The following is a 15,796-nucleotide window of genomic DNA, read 5'->3' as shown; positions in this document are numbered from 1 at the left end:
TGTGTTTAACGTCAGCGTTTTAAGTGAATATAAGTAAGGCGAATAGATAAGGGTGATAATTAAATGGTACGTGAGTTTTACGATTTAAAAACAAGAGATATCCATAAAAACTTAATAAAAATGTCCGATTATAAAGATCATGTTGTACTAATTGTTACGATGGCGAGTAATATCGACCGTTTTAATGATTTAACGATGCTAGAGAAACTCTACAGCAACTTAAAAGATCAAAGATTAGAAGTTCTTCTATTTCCTACAGATCAACTCGATGAAAAAGAAACACTTCGCTCTACTGAACTCGACCATGCGTTACATCAAGCATTGGCCATCGATTTACCGTTAATGGAAAAAGTAGATGTAAAAGGTGATACGAAACATCCGATTTTTAGTTACTTAACTGAAGGTAAATTTAAAATGTTTAAAAACGATGTGAAACGAAACTTTACGATGTTCGTCGTTTCTAGAACAGGTGAAATCGTTAAGCGACTCAATCACGATGTGAATTACGAAAGTCTATATAATATAATCGAACCATACTTAGAAGAAAGTGTATAGTAAAAGTCTCATTGATGTATGATCAATGAGACTTTTTTATGAATGTCTCTATTCTCTCAAATATCTCCGCTTCATCAGTACCGACTTTATACCATTCCACACTCAATTTATTTCTTAAATATGTCAACTGACGCTTCGAGTATCGGCGTGAATCTTGTTGAATATCTTCGATTACCTTATCTAGCGATTTTTTTCCGTTAAAATAATCGATGAATTCATGATAACCAATTGCTCCAAGTGCTGTTTTAGATAAGTCATACGTTTCAAAGAGGTTACTTACTTCTTCTTCAAGTCCTTCACTTATCATCGTTAAGACTCGCTCATTGATACGTTCGTATAAGACATCTCTATCGTCATATAATCCGATAATTAACGCGTCGTATTTTTCTTCAGTATCATGTGACGGTTTCGCACCTAAATCATGTTTTACGAGTACACGTATCATACGTTTACGATTGTTAATATGAACGTCTTCATTTAATGCTTTTACTTTCTCATACAATGCTTCACTAGAAAACGTTTCGTAATACTGTACACGTGCTTCTTTCTCTTTATGGTCTTCATCGTCAAACTGAAAATCGTTAATAAGCGCATGGATGTAAAACGCAGTACCTCCAACGATAAATGGAATATTATCGTTTTTATATTCACGTTCCATTAACTCTCTGACTCTCGTTTGAAATTCTTTTACAGAAAATTCTTCTTCTGGTGATAAAATATCGATCATCTCATGGCGAACACCGTCCATCTCTTCACGAGAGATTTTACCAGTTCCGATATCCATCCCTTTATACACTTGCATCGAGTCACCGCTAATTACGTTTAAATTAAATCGTTGTGCGATTTTTATAGACATATCTGTTTTACCAACAGCAGTCGGCCCGACGAGACAAATTACTTTTTGTTTACTCTCCATCGATTACCGTGTCCATCCACTCTAAAATCATACGGTAAACGTCATTTTTAATATCTTCGTTTAAAATTTCATGACGATATCCTTCGTATAATACGGATTTTGTGTGTAATCCGTGCGCTTTTAAAGTCGCATCTAGCACTTCAACGTCTCTACCGTTATGACTAAATGGATCATCTTTACCGCTAATTAACAAAAAGTTTGTGTCTTTACTATAGTGTCCAATAACTGCTTCACTATTTACTGCAAAAATCGCATTGTTCACAGCTTTAAACGTATTAATCGATACCGGATGACCAGATAATGGATCTTTGTTGTAGTTCACTACGTTTTCATAGTTTTTGCTAATCCATCTATTTCTCGCTGTTCCATCCACTTGACGATCAAATCCAGAAAATGCGAGACGATTAATAAATAAGCTCTTAGCGTCTGGTAATACTTTAGCGACACCGTTAACGAATGCTGTTTCAATCATCTCCATCGGCGACGTACGATTACCTGTTCCTACAATGATTGCACCTGTTGGTTGAATTGTTGAGAGTAATAATCTTAAAACGATACTCCCCATCGAATGCCCGATGACAAATTTCGGTAAATCTTCTGGAAGTGAGTCGTAGACGTCTTTTGCATCTCGAACGAGCGTCTCAAAACTTCCTATTTCTCCGCGATTTCCTTTATCTCTTGAACCGTGTCCGTTATGATCATATACAACGCAGTATATGTCATGCTCTTTAAAGAAGTTTAAAAGATAATCATAACGTCCACTATGCTCTGAAATTCCGTGAAGGAGTAACATCGCGGCTTTTGGATTTTCTGGTTCATATACTTTTACGTCAATCGCTTCATTTCGCGTATAGACGAGTTGTTGTTTCATTTAATAAACACCTCTTACTTCATAATACGATTAAACATTTTTTCAATTTCATACGTTGTCCACTTAATAATGACAGGTCTACCGTGTGGGCATGTATATGGTGACTTACACTGAGATAAATCTTTTAATAATGCACGCATTTGTGTTAAATCTAAATAATGATTCGCTTTAATCGATTGTTTACAGCTCATCATAATCGACATCTCTTCACGGTATTTATTGACTGAAAACTCATCAGTATTCGAGATAAAATCAATGACTGACTCGATATCTCCTTCTGGATCGTCTTTTAATATCCACGACGGATATTCTGTCACTGTATATTGCTTAATACCCGTTTTTTCAATATTAAAGCCGAGCGCTTTTAAATCTTTTAGTTTTTCATCGATTCGAATGACGTCGTCATATGAAAACTCAAAGTGATATGGTAACAGTAAAGGTACACGCTCATCACTATTTTGAATGTTTTCATAGAAATACTCATACTTAATACGCTCTTGTGCAGCATGTTGGTCCATTAAATACATACCTTCATCGTTTTGCATGACGATATACGTGCCGTGAATTTGTCCAACGATTTCTAAATACGGTAATTTTGAATCGTTATAATCATCATACGACTCACGTGAATGACTCATATGCTCTTCTATTGGCGTATTCACATACGATACTTCATCTCTTTTTTCCGTATTAAAATCAAAATTATTTTGAGTTTTGCCTTCTTTATTCGAAAATATATTTTCCCTTTTATACTCGTTAAACGTATTGTCAAACACCGGGCGTGATGAAAAATCAAACACATTTTGTGTCATCACCGGCTTCTCAGTTTTCTCACGCGCTTCGATTTCAGGAATGAGACGTTCAGAACGCAGCTCTTCACGAATCGTCTGTTCGATTAATTGCTGTAACTCTTTTAACTTAGACAGTCGGACTTCTGTTTTCGCTGGATGGACGTTTACGTCTACGAGTTTTGGATCCATATCGATATTTAATATGACAACCGGATATTTATCTTTTGGTAATAGTGTATGATACGCTTCGACTACACTTTGTACGAGTCTAAAATCTTTTATAATTCGTGAGTTGATTGCAAGGTTAATATAGTTTTTGTTACTTCTCGTAATTTCCGGTCGAACGATAAACCCGGATAATTTATAATCCGGAGTTTTCGCCTCAACTTTAACACTATGTCTCGCGACGTTTAGTCCGTACACATCAGAAATGACTTCTTGTAAATTTCCATTTCCTTTCGTATGAAAACGGACTTTACCATCAAATGCTAATTTAAACTGAATATGCGGATGGTTAAAACTAAAACGCTGCATAATATCGATAATACGGCCCGCTTCAGTTTGTAAACTCTTAATATATTTATAGCGTGCTGGTGTATTAAAAAATAAGTCTTCAATTGTAACGACTGTCCCGACACGTGATTTACCATCTGTATAATTTACTTCTCGACCACCGCTATACTCGAGTTTAAACGGTTGTCTATCTTTACGATAACTTTCAACCGTCGCTTTAGATACCGCTCCAATACTCGCGAGAGCTTCTCCTCGAAATCCCATCGAACGAATTTCAAATAGATCGTAGTCTTCAGCGATTTTACTCGTTGCATGACGCTCAAATATTAAACGGCTATCTCGGTCGTCAATACCTTCGCCGTTATCGACGACACGTATCATTTTTAGTCCGCTTTCTTCTATAAATACTTCAATCGAAGTCGCATTCGCATCTATAGAGTTTTCAACGAGCTCTTTAACGATCGAACTTGGACGTTCGACCACTTCACCAGCCGCAATTTTATTTTGGATAACTGGATCTAGTACGTGGACTCTCTCCATATAATCCCCTCTTTACTTTAGTTCGTCTTGAAGTTCACTCAGTAATGTCAACGCTTCTATCGGTGACATATAATTTACGTTTAATGCTTTGATTTTTTCTTCTACGACACTAAATGTTTCTGTGTCTTCTTCTAGCGATAATTCAAGTTGTGTGACGTCTTCTTTCTTATCGTAGTTCGCTTCTTCTAAACGTTTTAACACTTTTCTCGCTTCAATCGTCACTTCTCTTGGAAGGTCTGCGAGTTCTGCTACTTGTATACCGTAACTCTTTTCAACTGCACCTTTTTCTACTTTATGTTGGAACTCAAGTTTACCGTTCTTTTCTGACGCTTTAACGTGTACGTTCATTAAGTGATGAAGTGACGCGTCTAAATTCGTCAGTTCATGGTAGTGCGTTGAAAATAGTGTTTTCGCACCGATATGATTATGAATATACTTTAACATCGCTTCAGCGAGTGCCATGCCGTCGTACGTACTCGTACCTCTTCCAAGTTCATCAAATATAATTAAACTATTCTTTGTCGCGTGTTTTAACGCATCATTCGCTTCCATCATTTCTATCATAAATGTTGATTTACCACTCGATAGATCATCACTCGCACCAATTCTCGTAAATATTGCGTCAAATACAGGTATCTTACATGACGATGCTGGTACGTTCATACCGATTTGCGCCATAATTGTAATCATCGCAACTTGACGCATATACGTACTTTTACCACTCATATTCGGTCCAGTAATTAAATAAATAAACGTATCGTTATCCATAACGACGTCATTTGGTACGTACGTTCTTTCTCCGAGCATCTTTTCAACGATTGGGTGTCTTCCATCGATAATTTCTAATTCCCCGTCCGTAAACGTTGGTCGAACGAGTTGGTGCGTATTAGATACGTCTGCAAAACTAATTAAGCAGTCAAGTATAGACAGTTGTTCACTCGTACGTTGAAGTCTTGCAGTGTGTAATTTGACGCTGTCACGTAACTCGACGAACATTTCATACTCTAAGATGACACTTTCATCTTCTGCTTTTAGTATTTTATCTTCCATTTCTTTTAACTCTGGTGTAATATAGCGCTCTGAATTCGTTAACGTTTGTCTACGGTCATAACCAAAGTTTTCAGCGTTAAATGTCGCTGCTTGTCCTTTTGAGATTTCTAAAAAGTAACCGAACACTTTGTTAAAACCGATTTTCATATTTTTAATGTTCGTTCTTTCTTTTTCCGTTTCTAAATAATTTTCTAACCACTCTCTTGAGTTATGTTGTAAATCTCTTAACTCGTCGAGCTTTTCACTAACACCTGATTCAAAAATATTACCTTCACGAATCGTCTTTGGTGCGTCAGATTTTAATACTTTTAGCATTGAGTAGACGTCACTTAACACGTCAAAGTCTTTAAATAACACATTATCAATTAAACCAATCGATGAAAGTAATCGGTACACGTCAGGTAAGCCTTCTAAAGAATCTCTAAGTTCTACAAATCCTTTGACGTCGATATTTCCAAAACTCATTCGACCTGTCAGTCTTTCGATATCATAGACGTTATTTAACGCAGCTTTTATATCTTCACGTTCTATAAAATTGTCGAGTAACACTTGAACGACGTCTTGACGGTTTTTAATCTCATTAACGTCGATGAGTGGCGATTCTATTAAACGCTTCAGTTTACGTCGCCCCATCGGTGTTTCTGTTTGATTTAAGTACCAATATAACGATCCTTTTTGCTTTTTAGTTTGAAGATTTTCAACGAGCTCTAAGTTACTAATCGTCGACTGAGATAACTTTAAATGTAAGTCGACATTGATCTCTACAATATCTTTTAAATGTGTTAGTTTTTGTTTGTTTTGAGTTTCTATATAAGATAGTAACTGTGTATGAGCATTCTCTTCACTATGTTCTACGACAGTGATTAACGGTGGGTCTGTAAACATGTTTTTAAGTACAGTTTCACCGTCATTTGTCGTAACGATTTCTCTCGCATTTATACGTGATAATTGAGTGTATAACGTATCTATGTCTTGCGTTTTAAATTGATACATATCACCCGTCGAAATATCTCCGTAAACGACTTCATACGTATCCTTATTTACATATAGCGATAAAATATAGTTACTTTTATCTTGTTCGATACCAAAATCATCGATTAACGTTCCCGGTGTAATGACGCGAACGACTTCACGTTGCACCATACCTTTTACGAGCTTTGGATCTTCCATCTGTTCACAAATCGCGACTTTATGACCTAAGTTAATGAGTTTTTCAATGTAGCGCGTCGCAGAATGATGCGGTACACCTGCCATCGGTACTTTACTTGTTTTATCTCTCGCAGTTAACGTAATTTCTAAAAGCTTAGCCGCTTCAACTGCATCGTCATAAAACAACTCATAAAAATCACCAAGTCTAAAAAATAAAAAGGCATCTTGATAGTTTTCTTTAATCGATAAATATTGTTTCATCATCGGAGTAACGTTCGACATATACACTCATCCTAACCATTAATATGACTTAAATTATACCATGAAAAAAAGAGTGGCTCTAGCCACTCCCTTACTCAACGTCTTTACTTGCTTTGTTGTTCATCGCAGCGCCAGTTTCACCTTCTAAGTGATCTCCACCTGTACGCTCGATGATTTCATATGTCACTGAACTACTAATCGCATGTGACACCATTTGTAAAATGTCGTTTACATTTTCTTGCGCATCGATAAATTGCTGAACGATTGGCATATCGTCAAGTTCTTTTTCGAGTGCGTCAATTTTTTCTTGTGCAAGTTCATATGCACGTGTTTTCCCGTAACTTTGGAAGTTTACTGCCTGTTGTTGTAGTGAACGTAAACTTGCCATCTTTTCACGGATTTCTTTATTTTCGTGAATTTTCGCCTCTGCCTTTTCAAAGAATTTTACTTCTTCAGTTTCCGAAATCATTTTACCGACTTCTTTTGCAGCTGCTACAATTTCATCTTTAGTTGCCATTATAACTCACCTTTTATTTTTAGTATGTCACTATTATAAAGTATATCATTGAATATTACTATCCGTTCACCATTTTATAATATACACCTTTTTGGTCGAGGAGTTCTTTATGACTTCCGGATTCAATAATTTCACCATGCTCTAATACGATTAAACGGTCGACTGCGCGCACTGTATTTAATCGGTGTGCGATGATTATAGACGTACGACCTTTCATTAAGCTTTCTAATGCTTCTTGAATTTTTAACTCTGTAATCGTGTCGATACTTGAAGTCGCTTCGTCGAGTAATAATATGTTCGGGTTACGTATAAACGCACGTGCGATTGATATAAGTTGACGCTCTCCGACAGATAATGCATGATTTTCTCCGTCGATCACTGTGTCATATCCATATTCAAGTTCCATAATAAAATCATGAGCGTTCGCATTTTTACATGCTTCGATAATTTCTTCATCAGTCGCGTCTAGCTTACCGAATCGAACGTTTTCTTTAATCGATGCGTTAAATATAAACGGATCTTGTATAACGAACGCACTGTTTTCTTTTAAGACGTGTCGCTTATAGTTTTCGATGTTTTCTCCGTCGATTAAAATCTCACCTTTGTCAACTTCGTAAAATCGATTCAATAATTGTACGATCGTCGTTTTACCAGCACCTGTTGAACCGATTAACGCAATCGATTCACCTGGCTTGATGTCAAACGATACATCGTTAATTGTCGGACGCTTTTGATCTTTGTCGTAACTAAATACGACGTTTTTAAACTCGATATGACCGTTTAAATCTCTATCTGTAATCGTACCGTCATCTTTTTCTGTTTCAGTATCGATAATATGGAATACACGTTCTGCCCCTGCGATTGCAGAAAGTACTTGGTTAAACTGGTTCGCTAGATCTGCGAGTGGACGTGTAAATTGTCTCGCATATTCAGCGAATACGACGATAATACCAACTGTTACAGTATCTGTCGTTAGTGCGAGTATCCCACCGATACCTGCAACGATTGTAAAACTTAAGTTGTTTAACATGTTCATAATTTTAGGAATCATACCACTGTAAAGGTTCGCCCAAAATGTGACGTCACGTAAGTTTCTCGTTCTCTTTTCAAATTGATCGATAACATAATCTTCTTGAGAGAATGCTTTAACGATTTCTTGACCAGAAATTACTTCTTCGATATAAGCGTTTAACTCCCCAGTACTTCTTTGACGTATTCTATATAACGGACGCGTACGGTTTGTTATATACTTTACCAGAACAAATAATAACGGAATGATTGTAAGCGTAAGTATTGTAAGTAACGGGCTTAAGTACAGCATGACTGAAATTGTACCGATAAGTGTAATTACAGATGTCGTAAACTGTATGAACGAGGAGTTTAACGTTTGAGAAATTGTCTCGATGTCGTTTGTCATACGACTCATTAACTCCCCTTGTTGACGTTTATTGTAAAAGTCGATCGGTAAATACTGCATATGATTAAATAATCGATATCTCATATTAAATACTGTACGTTGACTCGCACCAACCATAATAAACGACTGTGCTAACGTCGAAATACTATGAAGGACATATACACCGAGTAATACGAGTAATAGAGTTACAAACCCATCAAACTCTTTTGGTACGAGATAGTTATCGATCGCTCGACCAACTAAAAACGGACCGATGATACCGAGTAAACTCGTAATGACAACGATAATTATTACGAGTAATACTTTGTAACGTTCATCTCTCATAAACTTCCAGAGTCGCTTTAACGTACCAGACATATTCGATGCACGTTGCTGATTTTTGTTTCCTTTATTGCCAATATCTTCTTTTTTTAATATTGGTTTTAAACCGAAAGGTTCTCTTATAAATTTAATCATCAAACGACCCTCCTGTCTTTTGGCTTTCTACAATCGATTGATATAACTCAGATTCTTTCAGGAGTGAATCGTGTGTACCAATTGCTGATACTTTTCCTTTTTCAAGAAGAAGTATTTTATCCGCAGTTTGTGCCGTTGAAATTTTTTGCGTAATAATAATTCTCGTGACATTTAAATCACTCATCTTTTCCCATAAACTACTTTCAGTCGTTCTATCTAACGCACTCGTTGAGTCATCTAATATAAGGATAGATGGACGCTTTAAAAGTGCACGTGCAATAGATAGACGTTGTTTTTGTCCACCAGATAACTGCACGCCGCGTTGACCGACTTGTGTGCTATATTGATGATCAAAACGAATAATGTTGTCGTGAACTTGTGCTTTTTTCGTCGCATCATAGACGTCAGCTTCTGTCGCAAATTCGTCTCCCCAGAGCATATTTTCAAAAATTGTACCGGTAAATAACACTGCTGACTGCGGAACGTATCCAATGAGTTCTCGTAATTCATTGACGTTCCAATCTTTCACATTTTTACCGTCGACATACACTTCTCCGTGCTGTGGATCATATAGTCTTGGTATAAGATTCACGAGTGAACTTTTACCAGAACCAGTCGCCCCCATAATGACGAGTGTTTCATTTTTATCAACTTTAAACGAGATGTCTTCTAATATATTTGAAACGCTGTTCACGTATTTAAATGTTACATTTTTAAACTCTACAGATGCACCTTCATTGTTATCGATTTTCTTAGCAGTTTCTGCTTCAGTAATATCTGCATGTAACACTTCACTAATACGGTCTGCTGAAGCTTTCGCACGCGTCGCAGAAATAATTAGGAAACTGAACATAGAAAATCCGCCTTGCATTCTTAACGCGTAGTTAATAACAGCGACGACTTCACCGACTTGTACTGAACTCGTCTGTAATAAGTCAGACGATACGTAAAGTACGAGCAGTAAACTTCCGTTCATAATGAGTAAAAGAACCGGTAAGATCGACTCCATTAATCGAAGTCCAAAAATCATATCATCGCGTAGTTTACCTGCAATACCACTAAAACGATTCGATTCATATTCTGCACGGTTATTTACTTTAATTAAAAGCATCCCGCTTAAATTCTCTTGGAAGAAGCGGTTAATCTTATCGAGACGTCTTTGAATACGACTGAAAATAGTCGCTCCCATTTTCGCAACGATATATAAAAAGACGAGTAAAATCGGTGTCAATAGTGTTAAGTAAAAGCCGAGTTTTACGTTCACGACAAATGACATCACTAACGACCCGATAACGAGAAGCGGTGCACGTAGTAATATACGCATTCCCATAAATAGTAACATCTCAGAAATTAAAACATCTTGAGTGAGTCTCGTAATTAGCGTCGAACCGTTAAATTTTGATAACGTCTCTAACGAAAAACGTTGGACACGTCTAAAAATCGCATTTCGTAAGTCATTACCAAATGCATTCGTTGCAAAGCTCGATAAATATGTGTTAAAAATACCGGCAATAGTTGAAATGATCGATGCAAATAACATCAGACCTAAATAAAACCAAACGGTATTTAAATTATTTTCTGCAATCCCGTCATCGATTACCCCCTGGATAAATAACGGCTGAATTAGCTCCACCGCAAGCTCTACAAACATAAGTAAAAGCCCGATGATGATCAGCCATTTATACTTTAGCGCATAACTAAAGACTGTTCGCATAGTGACACCTCTTATTTCGGTTTTCGAATTACTTTAAACCTATTTTAGCACAATTAAACTGAACTTACTGTTGAAGTAGATTAAATTTTCAAAATCATTCTTTCGTCCGAAACACAAACAATGATTATAGAATTTTTAACGTGATTCCTATATATTAAAAGTAACTTTTTAAACGAAAATCTAAGGAGTTAATAAGATATGGATGTTCAGTCAGAAACGTTTCAAGTAGAACAGCTGAAACGTAATGTAGATAATTTTCTAACGCATATAAGTGAAGACACAATGAAAACATCGCTACAAAACATACAGAAAAGACGAGCGGAAAATGATATTAAAGTTGTCCCAGTAGACGTTTTAATTGATGATAATCGTAGACTCATCACAAGTTTACGTGAAAATAACATTTTCAACATCGGCGATTTAAGACGGTTTGATTCGAAGTCTTTACAAATCGTACTAAAAGGAGCTGAACCTGAAGAAGTCGAACGTTTAGTAAAAGATAAAGACGAAATGATCCGAGACATTACGAATCATACATTCCCAAAAATTGATATTGATAATTTAACTCAAGATGCGCGTACATTATTAGATTATTGGTACTTTCATACGACGTATAAAAATGAAGTGGAACAGTTAAAAAATGAAACTGTTACAGATGACGCGGAAAATCTATTAAAAACGATGAAGAAAAAACGTGGTATTTTTATGTCGTGGTTTCAATCTTCATCTGAAAAAGAAAAAATTAACGCGGCGTTTCATCAATTTGAAAAAGTACAACCAGAGCTCAATCAACTACATAAAGATGTCGATACGCTCTATAGTGAACTGAATAATGATTTAAAAATAAAAGAAGCATTTATGAATGACAGTGCGTCGTTTTATGCATTTATAGAATCAAGAACAGGCGTCTCGTCGAGTCAACACGCAGGCGATTTACCTTCAGTATTAGTTGAAAAAATAACAAACATGGATCTCGACGTATCACTACTTACAGGTGGAACATTACGTCCGTATCAAGCATTCGGAACGAAGTATGCGTTGTATAACAAACGCACGCTAATCGGTGACGAAATGGGGCTCGGTAAAACAATTCAAGCACTCGGAGTGATTACGCATTTATTTAAAGATAATAAAACGCGCGCATTTGTCATTTGTCCAAAAAGCGTGATGGCGAACTGGGCGCATGAAATCGAAAAATGGACGAGCATCCCAGTAAAAATATTTCACGGTGCTAAGCGTGACGAAGCGTTTAACGAATGGCTTGAAACACCGAGTATTTTAATTACAAATCCCGAGCATACGAAAAACATAGATTTCGACGCATTAGATTATATCGACTGCCTAATTATCGATGAAGCGCATTTAATTAAAAATCCAAATACACAGCGTACAAAGAACGCTATGGTACTTGCTGAAAAAAGTGAATACGTCATGATGATGACAGGTACACCGATTGAAAACAATTTAAACGAGATGAAGCACTTAATCGGCATATTACAACCTCAAATCATTAAAGAGATAGATAATAATCCACGTATGAATGAACCAGAAACATTTAAGACGATCGTATCTCCTGCGTATTTAAGACGTAAACGTATTGATGTGTTAAAAGAACTCCCAGATATAGAATTCATCGAGATGTTTTCTGAAATGAGTCAAAAAGAACGCCAGTACTATAATGACGCTGTTCGAGAAGGTATATCAGGACTTATGAAGATGAGACGTGCTGCATTTACTGGTAATAACATCAACGATTCAGAAAAACTCGCGAATTTAATAGAAATTTGTACAGAGGCAAAAGAAAATGGTCATAAGATCTTAATCTTCAGCTTCTTTAAAGATAATTTAGAGCTCATTCATCAAACACTCGGCACTCAAAGTGCGGGGATAATTTCTGGAGACGTTTCAATGAATGAGCGTCAACAAATGATTGATACGTTTACACATCGAGAAGCTGGTGCAACGTTAATCGGCCAAATTGACGCAGCAGGTGTTGGTTTAAACATACAAGCGGCAAACATTGTAATTTTATGTGAGCCACAGTGGAAACCTTCGACAGAGCTTCAAGCAATTGGTCGAGCGTATCGTATGGGACAAACAAAAAACGTCATCGTGTATAGATTGTTATCGGAAAACAGTATCGACGAAGCGATCACACAAGTTAGAGATGAAAAACTAAAATCATTTAACCTATACGCAAATGACTCAAGTGTTGCGGATGTCTTTAAAGCTCAAGAAATAGAAATTAATGAGAAAGACATTCAAAAAGAAGCATTTGAAATCGAAAGAAAACGATTAGAGGAGAGTCAGGGTGCATAGACGGAGTTGGAGTTTATCTTAATTTTACGCAAAATATCCAAAACCTCTCACCCAAAACAAAAAGAAACACGCAAACTAAGATTTCTCTTAATTTGCGTGTTTTATTATGCGAAATGATTCATCAGTTCGTTAAACTGATCGTCTTTTAACTTTAAATCATGATTAACGACTGCTTCATCTAAATAGCCGTCGATATGTGATGCATATGATTTAGAGTGATTGTCTTGATATAAAATTCCTTTTAATAACCCTTCGTGCTCGTTAATGTAGTTCATTACTTTGTTGCGATCTTCTCTATCGTAGTCTTCGATATCTTCAATATCAGTCACGCGTTCTTTAAACCATTCATATGTGTTCACTTTGTTGTATGTGACACACGGACTATAAACGTTTACGAATGCGAAGCCGTCGTGCTTAATTGCCGCTTCAATTATTGCAGTTAACCCTTTAATATCACTCGAGACACTTTGAGCGACAAATGTCGCACCACTTGCCATCGCAGTTGATATTGGAACGATTGGACTTTCGATTGAACCGTCTGGTGTCGTGTTCGTTACGAAACCTTTCGCACTTGACGGTGACGTTTGACCTTTTGTTAAGCCGTACACTTGGTTATCCATGACGATATACGTCATATCGATGTTACGCTTGATTGCGTGAACAGTATGTCCAACACCGATCGCAAATCCGTCACCGTCTCCACCTGTTGCGATAACTTCTAAATCTTTGTTGGCCATTTTAATACCTTGGGCGATTGGAAGACTTCTACCGTGAGTTGCGTGGAAACCATATGAACGAATATATCCAGATACACGTCCACTACAACCGATCCCACTGACTAATGCTAAGTCTTCTGGCTCTAATCCAACGTTTGCAGAGGCACGTTGAATCGCAGATTGAATACTAAAGTGACCGCATCCAGGACACCAGTTTGGCTTTATATCGTTTCTAAAATCTTTAAATTTTGCCATGACTATTCATCCTTTAATTACAATAATTCGTTCAAATGACGTTCGATTTCTACCGGTTTTAACGGCGTACCGTCATATTTATTAAACTGAGACATTTTACTATGATGTGGGTAGTTCATCTTAATGATGTTAAACAATTGTCCCGTATAGTTTTGCTCGACGACGAGTATCTCTTTAGCGCCATCCAAATATGGCTGTAGTGCTTCAATTGGCACTGGGAATAGTTGACGCATATGAATCGTCGTAATATTTTTATCGATACGTTCGACCGCTTCATCGACTGGGCCGTTACCACTTAAGAAACTAATGACGAGTAACTCAGAGTCTACGTCACCATTTATTTTAAACGGTGCATCGATCGTTAGTCCCTCAAGTTTACGCATACGTTTGTTCATTTGTGTTTTACGGTTCACTGCACTTTCGTTAGGCGTACCGTTCGGGTTATGTTCAACACCCGTGACGTGGTGAATACCGCCTTTCACTCCAGGAATCGGTCGTGCGGAAATACCACTTTCTGTCACTTTAAAGCGTTCAAAGTAACTTTCGTCTCCGTCGATGTCTTCAGTAATCATTTGTCCTCTATTAATGACGACTTTTGAAGGGTCAAACGGATTTGATGACTGCTTACCGAGTGACATTTGTAAATCTGATAAAAGAATGACAGGCACTTGATATTCATCTGCTAAGTTAAACGCTTCAGTTGTCAGATAAAATGCATCTTCTACGTCTGTTGGTGCGAGGATGATTTTTGGAATTTCACCGTGCGTACCATAAATCATCTGCATTAAATCCGATTGCTCTTGCTTTGTAGGAAGGCCTGTTGACGGACCTCCACGCATCGTATCGACGATTACGAGTGGCGTTTCAGTCATACCTGATAGTCCAATAGACTCCATCATCAGTGACAGTCCAGGACCTGAACTAGATGTAAAACTTCTTGCACCTGCATAGTTCGAACCGATTGCCATCGTAACCGCTGAAATTTCATCTTCAGTTTGGATGACTGTACCATCGACCTTTGGTAAATGTTCGATCATATACTCCATAATGTCACTCGCTGGAGTAATTGGGTATGCTGCCATAAAACGTACACCTGCGTTTAATGCACCAAAACCTATCGCATCGTTACCAATGAGATATAAAGAATCACGAGTTTCGACTTTTTCTAATTCAAAGTCTCCATCGATTTGGTCGAGTCGTTCTTCGATATAATTAAACCCGTCTTTTAATGCATTTATATTATTATCGACAATTTCTTGCCCTTTACGTGCAAACATCGTATAAATCATATCTGTAAACTTCTCAATATCAAGATGCATAAGACTTGCACTTGCACCGACAGCAACCATGTTTTTCATTAACTTACTGCCGTGTTCATTTGCGATTTCAGTAAATGGAACTGCGATGAGCTGAACGTTTAAATCTTCTTTTACTTCTGGTTTAAACTTTTCGTCAGCTAATATTACACCGCCATCTATTAACTCGCTTGCGTTAATATCGATCGTCTCTTGATCGAACGCAACTAATATATTTGTGTGGTCGCTAATTGATCGTACTTCTTTTGTTGAAATACGAATGTTGTTGTTCGTATGACCACCTTTAATTCTTGATGAAAAGTGACGGTAACTATATAAATAGTACCCCATACGGTTTAACGTCGTTGAGAAAATTTCACCTGTCGACTCAATTCCCTCACCTTGTTGTCCACCGACTTTCCATGATAATTGACTGATCATTTTCGTGCCTCCTCTAACAA

The 15,796-nt window shown here is 37.1% G+C and carries 11 protein-coding genes; 2 read left to right on the top strand and 9 right to left on the bottom strand.

Annotated features, from left to right (window positions below):
* Positions 1 to 63: 63 nt before the first annotated feature.
* Positions 64 to 555: a thioredoxin domain-containing protein gene (locus CJ229_RS00920; RefSeq protein ID WP_102167565.1), complete on the top strand. Its 492-nt coding sequence runs from the start codon at positions 64 to 66 to the stop codon at positions 553 to 555.
* A gap of 22 nt (positions 556 to 577) precedes the next feature.
* Here the strand turns inward: CJ229_RS00920 and miaA are convergent, their stop codons facing one another.
* The 7 genes from miaA to CJ229_RS00885 form a co-directional block, all read right to left on the bottom strand.
* Positions 578 to 1,471: a tRNA (adenosine(37)-N6)-dimethylallyltransferase MiaA gene (gene miaA / locus CJ229_RS00915; RefSeq protein ID WP_102167564.1), complete on the bottom strand. Its 894-nt coding sequence runs from the start codon at positions 1,469 to 1,471 to the stop codon at positions 578 to 580.
* Positions 1,461 to 2,342: an alpha/beta fold hydrolase gene (locus tag CJ229_RS00910; RefSeq protein WP_070622239.1), complete on the bottom strand. Its 882-nt coding sequence runs from the start codon at positions 2,340 to 2,342 to the stop codon at positions 1,461 to 1,463. Before CJ229_RS00910 ends, miaA begins: the two co-directional genes overlap by 11 nt.
* A gap of 14 nt (positions 2,343 to 2,356) precedes the next feature.
* Positions 2,357 to 4,186: a DNA mismatch repair endonuclease MutL gene (gene mutL, locus CJ229_RS00905; protein ID WP_102167563.1), complete on the bottom strand. Its 1,830-nt coding sequence runs from the start codon at positions 4,184 to 4,186 to the stop codon at positions 2,357 to 2,359.
* Between the two features lie 12 nt (positions 4,187 to 4,198).
* Complete coding sequence (gene mutS, locus CJ229_RS00900) at positions 4,199 to 6,667, bottom strand: DNA mismatch repair protein MutS (RefSeq protein ID WP_102167562.1); 2,469 nt, start codon at positions 6,665 to 6,667, stop codon at positions 4,199 to 4,201.
* Between the two features lie 70 nt (positions 6,668 to 6,737).
* The gene (locus CJ229_RS00895) at positions 6,738 to 7,163 is read right to left on the bottom strand and encodes a YlbF/YmcA family competence regulator (RefSeq protein WP_040929107.1); all 426 of its coding nucleotides are present in this window, start codon (positions 7,161 to 7,163) and stop codon (positions 6,738 to 6,740) included.
* A 58-nt stretch (positions 7,164 to 7,221) separates the two neighbouring features.
* On the bottom strand, positions 7,222 to 9,036 hold the full coding sequence (locus CJ229_RS00890) for an ABC transporter ATP-binding protein (protein WP_070710387.1): 1,815 nt from the start codon (positions 9,034 to 9,036) through the stop codon (positions 7,222 to 7,224).
* Positions 9,029 to 10,750 carry an ABC transporter ATP-binding protein gene (locus tag CJ229_RS00885; RefSeq protein ID WP_102167561.1) on the bottom strand — a complete coding sequence of 574 codons (1,722 nt, stop codon included), beginning with the start codon at positions 10,748 to 10,750 and terminating at the stop codon, positions 9,029 to 9,031. Before CJ229_RS00885 ends, CJ229_RS00890 begins: the two co-directional genes overlap by 8 nt.
* A gap of 198 nt (positions 10,751 to 10,948) precedes the next feature.
* On the opposite strand from CJ229_RS00885, the gene CJ229_RS00880 reads away from it, so the two are divergent.
* The gene (locus tag CJ229_RS00880; RefSeq protein ID WP_102167560.1) at positions 10,949 to 13,069 is read left to right on the top strand and encodes a DEAD/DEAH box helicase; all 2,121 of its coding nucleotides are present in this window, start codon (positions 10,949 to 10,951) and stop codon (positions 13,067 to 13,069) included.
* A gap of 104 nt (positions 13,070 to 13,173) precedes the next feature.
* Here CJ229_RS00880 and CJ229_RS00875 read toward each other — a convergent pair whose 3' ends face one another.
* Positions 13,174 to 14,040, bottom strand: coding sequence for a 2-oxoacid:ferredoxin oxidoreductase subunit beta (locus tag CJ229_RS00875; protein WP_040929111.1), 867 nt, complete (start codon positions 14,038 to 14,040; stop codon positions 13,174 to 13,176).
* Positions 14,041 to 14,057: 17 nt separating this feature from the next.
* Entirely contained in the window at positions 14,058 to 15,776 is a 1,719-nt protein-coding gene (locus CJ229_RS00870) for a 2-oxoacid:acceptor oxidoreductase subunit alpha (protein ID WP_102167559.1), read from the bottom strand.
* Positions 15,777 to 15,796: the final 20 nt, after the last annotated feature.

Origin of the sequence: Nosocomiicoccus massiliensis (assembly GCF_002871345.2) — a bacterium.
Taxonomy (GTDB): domain Bacteria; phylum Bacillota; class Bacilli; order Staphylococcales; family Salinicoccaceae; genus Nosocomiicoccus; species Nosocomiicoccus ampullae_A.
Note: the sequence above shows the minus strand (reverse complement) of the source record. Positions and strands in the feature narration are given on the sequence as shown.